The organism is Alkalimonas delamerensis, assembly GCF_030717955.1.
In the GTDB taxonomy this organism is placed as follows: domain Bacteria; phylum Pseudomonadota; class Gammaproteobacteria; order Enterobacterales; family Alteromonadaceae; genus Alkalimonas; species Alkalimonas delamerensis.
This window is the reverse complement of sequence record NZ_JAUZVY010000001.1, coordinates 129,083-143,674: the sequence shown is the minus strand read 5'-3', so window position 1 is coordinate 143,674 and position 14,592 is coordinate 129,083. Positions and strand designations below refer to the sequence as shown.

Below are 14,592 nucleotides of genomic sequence, written 5' to 3'. Positions count from 1 at the left end.
AACCCCTTATGCAGATAGTGATCCAACCCAATGCCGATGCCGTCGCCGAATACGGTGCCGAGCAATTTCAGCGTTTATTGAGTAAAAAGGCCGATGCCGTGCTGGGGCTGGCTACCGGCTCTACCCCGGTGGCGCTCTATCAAAAACTGATTGCCCGCCATCAGGCCGGTGAGCTCAGTTTTGCCAGGGCGACCAGCTTTAATCTGGACGAATACCTGGGCCTATCGCCCGAGCATCCGCAAAGCTACCGCTATTTTATGCAGCAGCAATTGTTTGGCTTGATTGATATCGCCCCGGAGCGCACTCATGTACCGCCGGGCGATGCCGCCGACCCCATCGCTGCCTGTCACGACTACGAAGCCGCCATTGAAGCCGCAGGTGGTATTGATTTGCAGCTGCTGGGAATTGGCCGCAATGGCCATATTGGCTTTAACGAACCCTCGTCCGGCCTGCGCTCGCGCACCCGGGTCAAAACCCTGACTCAGGCCACCATCGACGACAATGCCCGCTTTTTTAGCGAGGGTGAGTACCAACCGCACTTGTCCATCACCATGGGCATCGGCACCATCCTGGATGCCCGCAAGGTGCTGCTGCTGGCGACCGGCGCAGCCAAAGCCGATGCGGTTAAAGCCATGGTGGAAGGGCCGCTAAGCGCTGCCTGCCCGGCCTCAGCCCTACAGCTGCATCAACATGCGGTGGTGGTGCTGGATGAAGCTGCCGCCAGCAAGCTGGCTGATCTGGAGTTTTACCGCCATATCGAGCGGGAAAATCAGTTGCTGCTGCAGCGGTTGGGAAAGCTCTAAATCAGGCATAAAAAAACGGCCACACGAAGTGGCCGTTTTTTGGTATAGCGCTGCAGCTGTTAGCTCCAGTTCAGGATCACTTTACCGGATTGGCCTGAGCACATAATATCAAAGCCCTGCTGATAGTTATCGACCGGCATTTCGTGCGTGATCATTGGGCTTAAGTCCAAACCAGATTGGATCAGGCTGGCCATTTTGTACCAGGTTTCAAACATCTCCCGGCCATAGATGCCTTTGATGATCAAGCCTTTAAAAATCACCTGATTCCAGTCCACCGCCATATCCGATGGTGGAATACCCAGCATAGCAATCTTACCACCGTGGTTCATGGTGCTAAGCATGCTGTTAAAGGCCGACGGTACGCCGGACATCTCCAGGCCAACATCAAAGCCCTCGGTCATGCCGAGCTCTTGCATCACATCGGTCAGCTTTTCTTTGCTGACATCCACCGCCCGACTGGCGCCCATATTCAGCGCCAGCTGCAAGCGGTACGGATTGACATCGGTGATCACCACATGGCGGGCTCCGACATGGCGCGCTACCGCTGCGGCCATAATGCCAATCGGGCCAGCGCCGGTGATCAGCACATCTTCGCCGACCAAATCAAACGACAGCGCGGTATGCACCGCATTGCCGAAGGGGTCAAAAATCGAGGCGATGTTGTCCGGAATGTTGTCCGGGATTTTAAAGGCGTTAAAGGCCGGAATCACCAGGTACTCGGCAAAGGCACCAGGCCGGTTCACCCCTACCCCGGTGGTGTTGCGACAAAGGTGCACCCGGCCAGCACGGCAGTTACGGCAATGGCCGCAGGTAATGTGGCCTTCGCCGGATACCCGATCACCGACCTGAAAGCCGCGCACTTCCGAGCCCATGCCTTCGACCACCCCAACGTATTCATGGCCGACCACCATGCCATGCGGGATGGTGTTTTGCGCCCACTCATCCCATTTGTAAATGTGCACATCGGTGCCGCAGATGGCGGTTTTTTTGATGCGGATCAGTACATCGTTCGGGCCGACCTCGGGTTTGTCGGCCTCGGTTAACCAGATGCCCGGTTCGGCTTTTAATTTGGCTAAGGCTTTCATTGAATCACTCCCATCTCTTTGCCAATGCGGATAAAGGCATCAATGGCCTGATCCAGCTGCTCGCGACTGTGGGCCGCCGAGATCTGGGTACGGATACGGGCTTGCCCTTTTGGCACCACCGGGAAAGAGAAACCCACCACATAAATGCCTTCGGCCAGCATCCGTTGCGCCATCTCAGCGGCGACTTTGGCATCGCCCAGCATCACCGGGATGATGGCGTGATCTTTACCCGCCAGGGTAAAGCCAGCCGCTTCCATCCGCTGCCGGAAATATTCGGCGTTTTGCCACAGCTGCGCCCGCAGCGCACCGCCTTCCGCCAGCAAGTCCAGCACCCGAATCGAGGCCGTGACAATGGCCGGAGCGACCGAGTTGGAAAACAAATAAGGGCGCGAACGCTGACGCAGCCACTCGACAATCTCTTTGCGCGCCGAGGTATAACCGCCGGATGCGCCGCCCAGGGCTTTGCCCAAAGTGCCGGTAATAATATCGACTCTGTCCATCACCTGGCAGTACTCGTGGGTGCCTCGGCCGTTGGCACCGACAAAGCCTACCGCATGGCTGTCGTCGACCATCACCATGGCATCGTATTGATCGGCCAGATCGCAGATGCCTTTCAGGTTGGCAATGACACCATCCATCGAGAACACACCATCGGTGGCAATCAGTTTATAGCGGGCACCATCGGCTACCGCTTGCTGCAGTTGCTTTTCCAGTTCGGCCATGTTGTTGTTGGCATAACGGTATCGCTTGGCTTTGCAAAGCCGCACCCCATCGATGATGGACGCATGGTTCAGTGCATCGGAGATAATGGCATCTTCCGGCCCGAGCAAGGTTTCAAACAAGCCGGCATTGGCATCAAAACAGGAGGTGTACAAAATGGTGTCTTCCATGCCAAGGAAGTCACTGATTTTCTGCTCCAGTTGTTTGTGGATATCCTGGGTACCGCAAATAAAGCGCACCGAAGCCACGCCGAAGCCATGACTATCCAGCCCCTGCTGGGCGGCTTTAATCAGCTCGGGATGATTGGCAAGCCCCAGATAATTGTTGGCGCAAAAGTTCAGCACCTCGCGCTCACCGACCCGGATGGCAGCACTTTGCTGGGAGCTGATCAGACGCTCGGCCTTGTACAGGCCTTCGGACTTCACCTCATCAATTTGCTGTTGTAAATGCTGCAAAAACGCAGTGGCTGGCATAAAACACTCCTGAAAAAAACGGCATGAATAGTCATCAATACTGCATATTGTACTGACTTGGTCGCCGTTCTGCAGTGTTTTTCACAGCAGACCTGTTGGCAAAATGCCGCCCTGTAAAGTTGCTTATACGCTGATACGGCTGGCCTGCTGTGCCAGCTGCTGATAATGGCGCTGCAGTTGCAGGATACGGGGCATGGCCAGCGTACTGGCGTAAGGCTTGAACAGCAGCAAGACTTTCAGCACCCCCTGGTAGACACTGGCTTTGTCGATACGTTGCTCGGGTGCCTGGGTTTTCAGATAGCTGATCCAGAAGGTCACCACCAATTTGACGGTATGAGCGAACTCGGCCGTCTCTTCGGGTGGCATCTCAATAATGCCGGCAAGACGCAAGGCATCCAACACCTTCACCACCCGGGCCAGCACCTGCTCCTGCACTGCTTGGTACTCCTGGTGCAGCACCGGGTCCCGCGCCAGAATATCCGGCAGATTGGCGTAAAAAAAATGGAAACGCCACATCAGCTCAAACACCACATCCAGGTAATTGGCCAGTGCATCCAGCGCTTCGGCATGGTGCCCCGGCGGCTGAATACGACTTTCCAGCAGCCGGCTGTATTCTTTGAAAATATGACGCAGGATGTCTTCTTTATTGCGGAAGTGGTAATACAGGTTGCCCGGACTGATGCCCAGATGGGCAGCAATGTGGTTGGTGGTGATTTGGCGCTCACCCTGCGCATTAAACAGCTCGATGCTGGCCTGCACAATTTTGTCTTTGGTGCGAAGTTTCTTTTCCATCCCGGCCTGACTTTGTTGTTTTTATTTGGACTGGTTTCTTTGTATAGTAACGCTAAACTGACTAAAAACTCTAGTCGCTATTTTCAGACCTGTGGATACCTGCCTGCCGATGAATATTACCGCCATTTACCCCGGAACCTTCGACCCGCTGACCAATGGCCATGCCGATCTGGTGTTGCGTGCTGCCCGGCTGTTTAGCACCGTACTGGTGGCAGTGGCAGCCAACCCAAGTAAAAAGCCATTGTTTACCCTGGGCGAGCGGGTCGAGCTGGCACGGGAGCTGTTTGCCGGCCACAGCAATGTCAGGGTGATTGGTTTTTCCGGTTTGCTGGCCGATCTGGCCCGCGAGCAGGATGCTCAGGTGCTGATCCGGGGGGTGCGGGCTGTGGCCGACTTCGAGTACGAGTTTCAGCTGGCCAGCATGAACCGCACGTTAAACCCGAAACTCGACAGTATTTTTATGACGCCTTCGGAGAAAAATACCTTTATTTCCTCCACTCTGGTCAAAGAAGTCTGCCGCCACGGCGGCGATGTCAGCGGCTTTGTTTCACCCGAGGTGGAAAAAGCCTTAAAGACGAAGTTTGGCCAGTAGTTATTCAGCAGCCTCATCAGGCCGTAATTGCCGCTGCAGCCCCATCAAAAAGTTACGCAAAATCTGATTGTGGCACTCGCGATAGTTCTTGTGATCTGGCTTGCGGAAAAAGGCGCTGAGTTCATGCTTGCTAAGCCGAAAGTCCACCAGCTGCATAATCGCCAGAATATCCTCCGCCTGCAGGTTTAATGCGATACGCAGCTTTTGAAACACCATATTGTTGGTGAGTTTGCTTTCCACTTTCGGCTGCTCGCCCTCGCGCTTGCCGCGCTTTAAGGCAATAAAGCCATTTAAAAAGGCAGCCAGTTCGCTATCTGCCAGCGCCACAAAACCTGGCTCGTCCTCTTTTTTCAGCCAGGCTGTCACTTGCTGCTGATGAACAGGGACTTCGGCCAAGGCAAACACCTCAATAAGAGCGCTGTTTTTTAAATCAAATACATAGCGAATACGGCGTAAAATATCGTTGTTGGTCAAAATAGATCCCAGTCTTAGGTGGGCCAGCAGCATCACCACGATGGCTGGCAAACCGGGATTTTAGCAGACATAGTGCCGAAGCCCTATCATTGGCTGGCTGTTCATGCCGGATTTCGACCGCTTAAAGCTTGATAAAAATCCGCCGCTGATACAGCCAGTACGACAGCCCCCAGAACAGCAGCACATGCAGCAGGGCAAAAACCAGCGAGGCCAGCTTGGCTGGTAGCAGTACATTCAGGCTATCAAAACCAAACTGATAGAGGCTGATGGTCTGGCCGCCATAGCTAAAACGTATCAACTGACTGGCCGCGCTGGCCCAGAGCCAGGACAACATGTAAATAAACAGCGGATTGCTGCCGTACACCACCAGCGGCTGCAGCGTTTGCCGCTGCCGGACATCCATCCACCAGACCATGGCAGCCAGCAACAACAAGATTAAGCCACTGGAAAATACGACGTAACTGCCCGACCAGAGCGGCTTATTGATAGGCCACAGCAAGTGCCAGAAGAGCCCAAACAGGCATAGTGCCAGGCCCCACCGCAGCAACCAGAGCACACTGCTGGCTTTGTCCATTTGCCGCAGTGCCGTCGCCACCAGATACCCCACCAAGACCGAGCTTACGGCAGGCAAGGTACTGAGCAGCCCTTCCGGGTCAAAAGCAGCGCCAAAGCCTTGATACAGATGAGCGCTGCCCAGCAACCAGAGGTCGAAACGCTGCACCGCATTGCCACTTAGTTCATAGGGGTGCTGGAGTGAGAACTGCCACAGCAGCCCCCAATACAACAGTGGCAGCAACACCGCCACCCACAACAGAGGGCGCGGTTTCAGATAAAGCAGCAACAATGCGGCCAGGCCATAACAAAGCGCGATGCGTTGCAGCACGCCAGGAATCCGCAGCTCCGTCAGGCTTTGAGAAAAAGGAAACCAATGCAGAAATAAGCCGCAGCCAAACAGCAATAAGGTGCGTTTGGCTATTTTACCAAAGACAGCCGCGGTTGGGGTGGCTTTGGCCATGGAAAAGGCCATCGCAGCCCCTACCGCAAATAAGAACATCGGGAAAACAAGATCGGCAAAGGTAAAGCCGTGCCATGGCGCATGCAACAAAGGAGCGTAGACATGGCTCCAGGAGCCGGGCGTATTGACCAGAATCATCAGGGCAATGGCCAGGCCACGCAACGCATCCAAAGCGATAAAACGCCCGGATGTCGTATCCGGGCGGGGTACCACAGGGGTGTTCATGCTATTTCCAGCTTTTCATCTTATGACCTTTAACGGCATAGAACAAAATAAAGGCGTAGCACGGCAGCATGACAAAGTAAGCGCCCTGTTGGCCTAAACCTGTTCCGCTAAAGAGACCCCAGAACAGCGGACCGAAAGCGCCACCGGCAATGCCCATAATAAGCAAAGCAGAGCCGATGCTGGTCAGATGGCCCAGGCCAGACAACGCCAGAGGCCAAACCGCCGGCCAGACAATGGCATTGGCAAGGCCCAGCAGTGCAATAAACATCAGAGTGTCTGGCAAGGCCACACCACCAAAAGGAACCAGCACTGCATTGGCAATGGCGTAGGACTCGTTATTGCCAAAGACCACCGCCAGGGTCAGCACCACCCCAAGCACCGCCGAAATCGCCAGCGCATTTTGCTGGGACAACACCCGCGGGATCAGCGCAATACCCAAACAGTAGCCCACCACCATACAGACCATGGTGTAGGAGGTCATCACGCTGTAACGTTCGACACCAAGCGACAAGGCATACATGCCAATGGTATCGCCGGCAATGACTTCCACCGCCACGTAGACAAAGAGTGCCACCACACCCAGCACCAATGCCGGTTTGGCCAACACCGCTTTCAGTTGGCTTTGGTCGGCACTGGTCGCATCCGCCTGCTCTTCTTCCAGTTCCGGCAAGGGTGAAAAGCGCACCGCCAGTGCCAGCAAACCAAGAAAGACCGCCAGCCCCAGATACGGCAACACCATGCGATCGGCCATGGTGTCGATTTGCGTTTGTGTCAACTCGGTTCCGGTAGGTGCACTCAAGCTACCAATCACCAGGGCAGTAAATACCAAAGGTGCCACCACACCGGCCCCTTTGTTCAAAATGCCCATAATGCTGACCCGCACTGCGGCCGTTTCTTCCGGGCCAAGCCGTACCACGTAAGGATTGACCGCGGTTTGCAGCAGAGTCTGGCCGGCACCAATCACCAATTGGGCAAACAGAAACACCGCAAAGATCTGGGTTTTCGCTGCTGGAATGTACAACAAACCCGCCAGCATCATCACGCCAATCCCCAGCGCCATGCCATTTTTGTAACCTACTTTCCGAATCAACCAGGCCGATGGAATGGCGGTAAAGGTCACGGCGATGTAAAAGGAAAACAAGATCAGCGAGGCTTGCAAAGGTGTCAGTTGCAGCATCTGCGTCAGATACGGCATTAAAGAACCATTGAGCCAGGTGGCAAAACCCAGCACGAAAAACAAAATTGCGACGATCACCATCGGCATCACTTGCGTCCGCCGGTTGGCTTGTCTGACTGCAGCTTCCATAAAGTACCCCTTGTTGAACTGAATGCCCGGCTACAGCCGGATCTAGTTACAGCGCCGAGGCGCCAATTTTTTACGCTGAAACACTCAGCTGCGGCTGCCCTTGCCACCAGCTTTGCTGGCAGTTCAACTGGTCATCCAGCAGCACCATATCGGCCCAAAAGCCTGGCAACAGCTTGCCCCGCTTATCGGCACAGCCAATGGCCTGAGCCGGGTAAAGCGATGCCATGCGCAGCGCTTCGCCCAGTTCAAGCTGCAGCACCTGGACGGCGTAGCGCACCGCAGCCGCCATATCCAACACCGAGCCCGCCAGGGAGCCGGCTTCATTGGTCAATTTGTTGCCCTGCCGCATGACTTTGCCTTCGAAAAAAGCAAACTCGGTGTCGGTGGTGCCGACCGGTGACATCGCATCCGTCACCAACAGCAGCTTGCCCTTCGGCTTGGCAGCTAAGGCAACCTGTGCAGCGACAGGATCCATGTGGTAGCCATCCAGAATGATGCCGCACCAGCTACTGCGATCAGCCAGCGCCACGCCCACCATGCCTGGCTCGCGCGAGGTCAAAGGCGACATGGCATTGTACAAGTGGGTAAAGCCAGTAGCTCCAGCTGCAAGCGCCGCCTGCACAGTGGCGGCATCCGCATTGGAGTGGCCTAAAAATACAATGACACCGGCATCAGCCAACTGCCGGATTTGCTCAGGTGCTATGGTTTCCGGCGCAACAGTGACCATGCGAATACCTATGTCCTGACGTTGATACAGCGCCAGCTCATCGGCAGATAAAGGACGGATGTGGTGCGCCGGGTGCACTCCCTTTTTCGGCACCGACAAATGCGGCCCTTCAAAATGAATGCCGACTATGCCTGGCAACTGCTCTTTGAGAGCGGCAGCAACGGCGTCAGCGGCCTGCTGCATGGTGTCGAGGTTATCGGTAATAACGGTCGGCAGCATGGCTGTGGTACCAAACTGAGTGTGGGCATTAAAGATGGTGCTCAAGCTGCTTAAAGTGGGCGCCGTGTTCAACAAAGCGCCGCCCCCGCCATTCACCTGCACATCAATAAAGCCAGGAACCAGGGTGCCGGAGTCCACCGTGCCGGGATCGCAAGGCGTGATGCTGTGAATACGCCCCTGCTCCAGCTGGACCGCTGCATTGCGATGCCACTGCTCGCCATCAAAGAGTTGTGCGACCCGAAGTTCTGCTGTGCTGCTCACGCGGTTTTCTCCTGCTGCTGTGCCAGCTTTTGAGCATACCATATTGCTCCCCACTCCGGACTGGCATCCGCGGTCACTAGGCACTTACGCACAGCGGCATCCAGATAGGGTTCCAGCTTATATGCCAGGCCACCAATCAACGCCAATTTCGGTGGTTGAATGCTCAGCAAGCGATGGGCAATGCCATTAATATGAGCCGCTCCCTGCTGCACAATGCGCTGGGCACAAGCATCGCCTTGCTCGGCACAATCAAACACCAGAGGGGCATACTGGGCATACAGGGTTGGGCTGGCATGCATAAAGTGCTGCACCAGCGCCAGTTGATCATGGCAGTGGCTGGCTTTTAAAAGCGCCTGGCTCAGGCTGGTCGGAACGCTCAACCCATCCAGACTTAACAAAACATGATGCACCAGCTGCAAACCAAACCAGGCACCACTGCCACTGTCGCCGTAAGGAAAGCCATGGCCGCCGATTTCCAGCATCTGTTGCCCTGACTGCGCCAGACCGCAAGAGCCGGTCCCGATAATAATCACCGCACCGTCCTGGCCATGATGCGCCCCCATGCAAGCGATGTGCAAATCGCTGGTCAGATGAAATGCCGCAAAGGGATGCTCCCAGTCACGGAATAGTGCATGGTACTGCGGCACATTGACCCCAGCCAAACCAGCACCGACGGTCAAATCGGCCATACTGCGCTCCGGCAAGCCAGCACACAGCAGCGCCTGACGGGTCGCATCCATAATGGAGGCGGTGGCAATTTCCATACCGCGCAACGGATTCCCCGGCCCGGCAATGCCCTCCCCCAAGACCGTCATCTGCTGATCGACCAGAATAGCGCGACACTTAGTGCCGCCACCATCGATCCCCAGATACAGCGGTTGCGACTCTGCTGATGTGATCATTCCCCTACCTCGATGCAAGCTGTGGCTTAACGCTGTCGATAAACTAGACAAAAAACCCGATTGACAGCGTTGTCATTTTTACCAAACAGCATATAATAAATCTGTGAAATGACAAGACCCATGATGATTATTTGAGCTTATTTTTTCGGGCAGTATGGTGTAAGCTTATGAAAATACGGAGATAAACCGATGATAAAAAAGTTACTGACACTCAGTCTGGCGGGGTTAAGCTGGCTGGCACTGGCCGGACCATTTCAGAGTCAGCAGCAGCTGGCTGATTTTACCGGGCAGAGTCAATGGTTCTTCGCCGTTGAGTCCAACCTGCTGCCTGAGCCTGGCCGCTTTAGCGCCCGCATCGAGGTTTACAATGGCTCCAATCATGCCTTGCCAGCCGGCGAAAGGGACTGGGCCTGGTATTTTCATTCCATTCGAAAAATTGACACCACCCAGAGTCAAGGCTTGCAACTTGAGCACGTTCAAGGCGACTTACACCGTATTCGCCCCACATCGGAATTCGCCGGGTTGGCCGCAGGTGACAGCATTGCTCTGCGCTTTACCTCCGCCCCCTGGATCATCAGTTACTCCGATTGGATGCCGCGCGCTTTTATGGTATCCGGCAGCCTGGCGCCGTCCATTTTTGCCAACACCGACAGCGAAACCTTTCATGATTTTGTGCGCCCAATGACTGAGCCTGAGCAGCTGCTGCGCAACTTTGGCGATGGCGACCAGTTTCAGACCATGACCCCAGAGCGTCGCTTTGCCAACAACAGCAATAACCCAAGCAGCACGCCGCTCAACGCGAGTCAGCTGCAGCAGCGCATTATTCCCCAGCCGGTACAACTGCAGCATCGCCGCGGCCACACCAGCTTTGGACCACACTGGCAGCTGCAAGCCCGAGGCGCTTTGGCGCAGGAAGCCGACTATTTAACGGAGCAGCTGAGCCAGTACTTTGGCCAACCGCTATCCAGCGCCCCCAATAGCCCGCAGATAGAATTGCAGCTGGACAGCAGCCTGCCTAACTTAAAACCTGAAGGCTACCAGCTGAGCATAGAGCGGCAACGGATCCGCATCACCGGGTACGATGAGGCCGGTGTCTTTTACGGCATTCAAAGCTTGCTAGCACTGTTACCAGTGCAAAGCGCTGCCGAAGTGACGCTGCCGCAGCTCAGCATGCTGGATTACCCGCGTTTTTCCTGGCGCGGCATGCACTACGATATGGCACGTAATTTCCATGGCCTGGAAGTGACCTTGCGCTTAATTGAGCAAATGGGACGCTACAAGTTAAACAAGCTGCATCTACACCTGACTGAAGATGAGGGATGGCGGCTGGAAATTCCGGGCTTGCCCGAGCTGACCGAGATCGGGGCCAACCGCTGCTTTGATTTGACCGAGCAGCAGTGCTTACTGACCCAGCTGGGTACCGGGCCATTCAGCGATGGCACTGGCAATGGTTACTACAGCCGGGAGGATTTTATTCAGATCCTGCGCCATGCCAAGAAACACCACATTGAAGTGATCCCGGAAATCGATATGCCAGGCCACGCCAGAGCGGCCATTAAAGCAATGGAAGCACGCTATCAACGCTTGCAGGCGACTGGGCAACCCGAAGAAGCCCGGCGCTTTCTGCTATCGGAAGCCGATGATCGCTCCGAATACCTGACGGTGCAAAACTACAATGACAACTCCATCAATGTCTGCCTGGACTCCAGCTATGCCTTTATTGATAAGGTAATGTACGAGCTGCAACAGATGTACCGCGAGGCCGGTTTGCGCCTGCGGGTCTTTCATATGGGCGGCGATGAAGTCGGCGCGGGCTCCTGGCAAGGGGCGCCCGCTTGTCAGCAGCTGATGGCAGAGCCACTGAATGGCGTGGCCGGTGTGGGCGATTTAAAACCTTACTTTATTAATCGGGTTGCCCAGCTGGCCAATCAGCGAGGCCTGGCAATGGCCGCCTGGGAAGATGGCCTGATGGCCGACAGCACCCGACCATTTCGCCGTGAGCAGTTTGACAACAGCGAGGTCATCGTCAATGCCTGGGATAATATTTGGGAATGGGGCTATGGTGACAGAGCTTACCGCTTCGCCAACGAGGGCTATCAGGTGGTGCAATCAGCTGGCACCAACCTGTACTTTGATCACCCACAAGATGTGCATCCGGAAGAGCGGGGCTATTATTGGGCGGCTCGCTACACCGACACCGAAAAAGTGTTCTTTTACCGCCCCGATCACCTATACAGCAATGCCGAGTATACCCGGGATGGCACCCCCATCACCGACTTAGAAGCCTTGCTTGGACGCGCCTTGCCTGAACTGGAGAAACCGGACAATATGCTGGGCATCCAGGGGCAGGTCTGGACAGAGACCATTCGAACTGCAGAGCAGCTGGAACCGATGATCTACCCTCGCCTGATAGCGCTGGCCGAGCGCGCCTGGCACAGGGCCGAGTGGGAGCCAAACAAACAGAGCGCTCCAGCACGTCTGAGTTGGCAACAGTTTCTGCAACGACTGACTAGCGTTGAATTTCCCCGCCTGGCACAAACGGGGGCCGGCCATTATATGCCGCCACCGGGCGCCATCCGAGAGCAAGGCAACATCAGAGCCAATCATGCCTGGCCTGCGATTCGCATTGAGTACAGCCTGGATCAGGGACAAAGCTGGCAGCAGTATCAGCAGCCATTGCAGCACGATGGTGATGTCTGGTTGCGCGGCCGCAGTCTGTCCGATCAACGCAGTCGTATCATCCGGCTGTAACTTTTCAAGCCCAGAGCCCCGCAGCTGCGGGGCTTTTTTTATAGCAAAAAAAGCCAGCAAAGCAAGCTTTGCTGGCAAATGACCCTTGGATAAAGGATTGGCAATCAACTCAACATCCGTGTCTGCCGTGGGTGTTTATTACCAACTACCAATAACAAACACCAGGGACTTACACTCTGATCCGGCATCATCAGAATCCCAGGGAGTGGGTGCGGTGAGACACCCAAGCGCTGCCAACTCAGGATGACAGCGCTGTCAAAAGAAACTATATGCTGTTTTTTTCAGCAATGCAAGTGTTGGATAAAAAAAAGGGCCTGCCGGCCCTTTTTCAATACAAAAACACGGTTAGCCGTTGGCAGCCTGCGCCGCAGGGGCTTCGCGCTCACTCTGCCAGCGCGTTAAACGCTGCACTTGCTGGATCGACAGCATGTGGGCATAGATAGCCGCCAGGTAGCCTTGCTTACGCAGCTCGACAAACTGCTCATCCGTTAGCTCATTCAGCTTTTTCTCATCGATCAGGAAAAGACCGTTGATTTCACGCTTCTGGCCATTGATCTGCACTGTCAGGGTTTTACCTTCCAGCAAGTTCAGCTCGGTCAATTTTTCAACAAAGGTGCGGGTTGCCCGGCTGGTATCAAAGAAATCGGCCAATTGCTGTTTGGCGCGTTGCAGCAGCTCAGACTCTTCACCTTGCTCCGTATACAGCGCTTCGCCTTCGTCTTTACCCAGCCGCGGGCTGTTTTCATCGATACCGATGGTCAGTTGCTTGTCGTTTTCCGGATCCGGGGTCAGGAAAAATGGGTAATTACGAGCAGCTAGTGGCACGTAAGAAACCTGCATTTGATCATCTTGCAAATACAGGTTTTGACCTTGCTCCAGGCCCATTAAAGCGACAGGCTGGAAATTGCCGGAGTCGTTGTTTTTGACAAAAACAATGGGAAACACTGCCGCTGTCGGACCAAACTCATGCACCACGACTGGCAACAAATGTTCAGAAGCAATATGCGCAAAAGGTTGTTTGAAATTAACTCGCAGCCCTTGGTGCTGCTCTTTGGAAAGAGGAACTATCTTCGTAGTCATAAAAAATCCATACGTCCTGTTGTGTACAAAAAAATCGCTTGCCTACCTTACTGCAGTTTGCGGCTTTCAGCCAGCCCAAAACAGCAAAACTTTGTGCAGGGTTTTAGCCGGAGCCTTGTTGAGCGTTTACATATTGCTGTAACTCATTAACCAGCCAACGATAAATTTCTTGCTCTCTCGGACAGCTGCCTTCAGCCAGTACACCCCGCTTACTTTTTGGGATATGCGTCAGTTCAGCCTCACCGGTATTCAAGTAATGCAAAAAAACGGCTTGCCAGGACTTCTTCTGTGCTTCGGGTAGTTGCCGCAGTTGCAGCAGACTATGCAACAAGGCCGCAAATGGACTGCCTCTGTTGTCAGCGTTGCCAATCGAGCCATTCCACCAATAGTTGCACAACAAGCTGAGGTCCGAACAGGATTCCACCTGATGCCACCACAAAGCTGGAATATAGAGTGCGTCGCCTGGTTCCAACTCAGCGACCTGAGCATGGGCCAGAGCTTCAGTTGCTTTGGGGTAACGTTGCAAATCCGGTTCAGAAAAGTTCACCAGGCTGATAGGCGTTCCGGTTGGCGCATAATCGAGCGGCCCAATGTACATATTACCGATCTGCTCTGGTGGGAATAAGGTAAAGCGCCGCCGGCCGGCAACCACGCAGGCCAGATTATCCGCATCATCAAAATGCGCCGGCACCATCACCCGGTTGCCGAGCCAAATCCGTGGCCTCACCTCACTGGGCAATAATGGGTTAACATTGTCTTGCTCAAAGCCAGGCAAGCACTGATGCACTAAAGCACTTTGTGCCGCTATGCGTACGGCTTGCGCTTGCCCCTGAGTTTGAATCAGTTGTGCCACAATAGCCGATACAGGATAGTGCCGTCGCTCAAAATTGAAACCATCCAGCTGTGGCTGGTAGCCGATTTGCCCTTTCGTTTCAGCCGCAAGTAGCAAGGTTGTGACTTCATGGCCGTTATCAAAACCATGCAGGTACCTGCCTAGAGCCCCATCCGACTGCAGCCCTTGCTGCACTGCAGGCCAGTTTGCAACCAGGCCTTTTAACACAGCAGGCTGTTGCAGCGGCCAAATTTCGTTAAAGAACACCTCTGAGGTTGGTGCCTGCCAACTGCGAATAGCTCGGGTCATGTCAACTCCTGATAAAAAAAGGGCTA

The 14,592-nt window shown here is 54.8% G+C and carries 13 protein-coding genes; 3 read left to right on the top strand and 10 right to left on the bottom strand.

Annotated features, from left to right (window positions below):
- The first annotated feature begins 8 nt into the window (after positions 1-8).
- Positions 9-803, top strand: coding sequence for a glucosamine-6-phosphate deaminase (gene nagB, locus Q3O59_RS00650; protein WP_305943771.1), 795 nt, complete (start codon positions 9-11; stop codon positions 801-803).
- Between the two features lie 59 nt (positions 804-862).
- On the opposite strand, the gene tdh is transcribed toward nagB, so the two are convergent.
- The 3 genes from tdh to Q3O59_RS00635 form a co-directional block, all read right to left on the bottom strand.
- Positions 863-1,888, bottom strand: coding sequence for an L-threonine 3-dehydrogenase (gene tdh, locus Q3O59_RS00645; protein ID WP_305943770.1), 1,026 nt, complete (start codon positions 1,886-1,888; stop codon positions 863-865).
- On the bottom strand, positions 1,885-3,081 hold the full coding sequence (locus tag Q3O59_RS00640; RefSeq protein WP_305943769.1) for a glycine C-acetyltransferase: 1,197 nt from the start codon (positions 3,079-3,081) through the stop codon (positions 1,885-1,887). Before Q3O59_RS00640 ends, tdh begins: the two co-directional genes overlap by 4 nt.
- Positions 3,082-3,204: 123 nt before the next feature.
- The gene (locus tag Q3O59_RS00635) at positions 3,205-3,873 is read right to left on the bottom strand and encodes a TetR/AcrR family transcriptional regulator (RefSeq protein WP_305943768.1); all 669 of its coding nucleotides are present in this window, start codon (positions 3,871-3,873) and stop codon (positions 3,205-3,207) included.
- Between the two features lie 109 nt (positions 3,874-3,982).
- Between Q3O59_RS00635 and coaD the strand changes: the two genes are divergently transcribed.
- Positions 3,983-4,465, top strand: coding sequence for a pantetheine-phosphate adenylyltransferase (gene coaD, locus Q3O59_RS00630; protein WP_305943767.1), 483 nt, complete (start codon positions 3,983-3,985; stop codon positions 4,463-4,465).
- Here the strand turns inward: coaD and Q3O59_RS00625 are convergent, their stop codons facing one another.
- The 5 genes from Q3O59_RS00625 to nagK form a co-directional block, all read right to left on the bottom strand.
- The gene (locus tag Q3O59_RS00625) at positions 4,466-4,939 is read right to left on the bottom strand and encodes a YehS family protein (protein ID WP_305943766.1); all 474 of its coding nucleotides are present in this window, start codon (positions 4,937-4,939) and stop codon (positions 4,466-4,468) included.
- A 121-nt stretch (positions 4,940-5,060) separates the two neighbouring features.
- Positions 5,061-6,179: an acyltransferase family protein gene (locus Q3O59_RS00620; RefSeq protein WP_305943765.1), complete on the bottom strand. Its 1,119-nt coding sequence runs from the start codon at positions 6,177-6,179 to the stop codon at positions 5,061-5,063.
- Position 6,180: 1 nt separating this feature from the next.
- Positions 6,181-7,485, bottom strand: a complete 1,305-nt coding sequence (gene nagP, locus Q3O59_RS00615; protein ID WP_305943764.1) for an N-acetylglucosamine MFS transporter NagP — start codon at positions 7,483-7,485, stop codon at positions 6,181-6,183.
- 70 nt (positions 7,486-7,555) lie between these two features.
- On the bottom strand, positions 7,556-8,734 hold the full coding sequence (nagA, locus tag Q3O59_RS00610) for an N-acetylglucosamine-6-phosphate deacetylase (RefSeq protein WP_369812334.1): 1,179 nt from the start codon (positions 8,732-8,734) through the stop codon (positions 7,556-7,558).
- The gene (gene nagK, locus Q3O59_RS00605; RefSeq protein WP_305943762.1) at positions 8,689-9,594 is read right to left on the bottom strand and encodes an N-acetylglucosamine kinase; all 906 of its coding nucleotides are present in this window, start codon (positions 9,592-9,594) and stop codon (positions 8,689-8,691) included. Before nagK ends, nagA begins: the two co-directional genes overlap by 46 nt.
- Before the next feature lie 189 nt (positions 9,595-9,783).
- Between nagK and Q3O59_RS00600 the strand changes: the two genes are divergently transcribed.
- Positions 9,784-12,345, top strand: coding sequence for a family 20 glycosylhydrolase (locus Q3O59_RS00600; RefSeq protein WP_305943761.1), 2,562 nt, complete (start codon positions 9,784-9,786; stop codon positions 12,343-12,345).
- A gap of 345 nt (positions 12,346-12,690) precedes the next feature.
- On the opposite strand, the gene Q3O59_RS00595 is transcribed toward Q3O59_RS00600, so the two are convergent.
- Both Q3O59_RS00595 and Q3O59_RS00590 read right to left on the bottom strand, forming a co-directional pair.
- Positions 12,691-13,425, bottom strand: a complete 735-nt coding sequence (locus tag Q3O59_RS00595) for a SapC family protein (protein WP_305943760.1) — start codon at positions 13,423-13,425, stop codon at positions 12,691-12,693.
- Positions 13,426-13,528: 103 nt separating this feature from the next.
- On the bottom strand, positions 13,529-14,566 hold the full coding sequence (locus Q3O59_RS00590) for a cupin-like domain-containing protein (RefSeq protein WP_305943759.1): 1,038 nt from the start codon (positions 14,564-14,566) through the stop codon (positions 13,529-13,531).
- Positions 14,567-14,592: the final 26 nt, after the last annotated feature.

Coding starts and splice junctions, on each gene's coding strand:
- nagB (WP_305943771.1), top strand. CDS start 9: ATGCAGATAGTGATCCAACCCAATGCCGATGCCGTCGCCGAATACGGT.
- tdh (WP_305943770.1), bottom strand. CDS start 1,888: ATGAAAGCCTTAGCCAAATTAAAAGCCGAACCGGGCATCTGGTTAACC.
- Q3O59_RS00640 (WP_305943769.1), bottom strand. CDS start 3,081: ATGCCAGCCACTGCGTTTTTGCAGCATTTACAACAGCAAATTGATGAG.
- Q3O59_RS00635 (WP_305943768.1), bottom strand. CDS start 3,873: ATGGAAAAGAAACTTCGCACCAAAGACAAAATTGTGCAGGCCAGCATC.
- coaD (WP_305943767.1), top strand. CDS start 3,983: ATGAATATTACCGCCATTTACCCCGGAACCTTCGACCCGCTGACCAAT.
- Q3O59_RS00620 (WP_305943765.1), bottom strand. CDS start 6,179: ATGAACACCCCTGTGGTACCCCGCCCGGATACGACATCCGGGCGTTTT.
- nagP (WP_305943764.1), bottom strand. CDS start 7,485: ATGGAAGCTGCAGTCAGACAAGCCAACCGGCGGACGCAAGTGATGCCG.
- nagA (WP_369812334.1), bottom strand. CDS start 8,734: ATGGTATGCTCAAAAGCTGGCACAGCAGCAGGAGAAAACCGCGTGAGC.
- nagK (WP_305943762.1), bottom strand. CDS start 9,594: ATGATCACATCAGCAGAGTCGCAACCGCTGTATCTGGGGATCGATGGT.
- Q3O59_RS00600 (WP_305943761.1), top strand. CDS start 9,784: ATGATAAAAAAGTTACTGACACTCAGTCTGGCGGGGTTAAGCTGGCTG.
- Q3O59_RS00595 (WP_305943760.1), bottom strand. CDS start 13,425: ATGACTACGAAGATAGTTCCTCTTTCCAAAGAGCAGCACCAAGGGCTG.
- Q3O59_RS00590 (WP_305943759.1), bottom strand. CDS start 14,566: ATGACCCGAGCTATTCGCAGTTGGCAGGCACCAACCTCAGAGGTGTTC.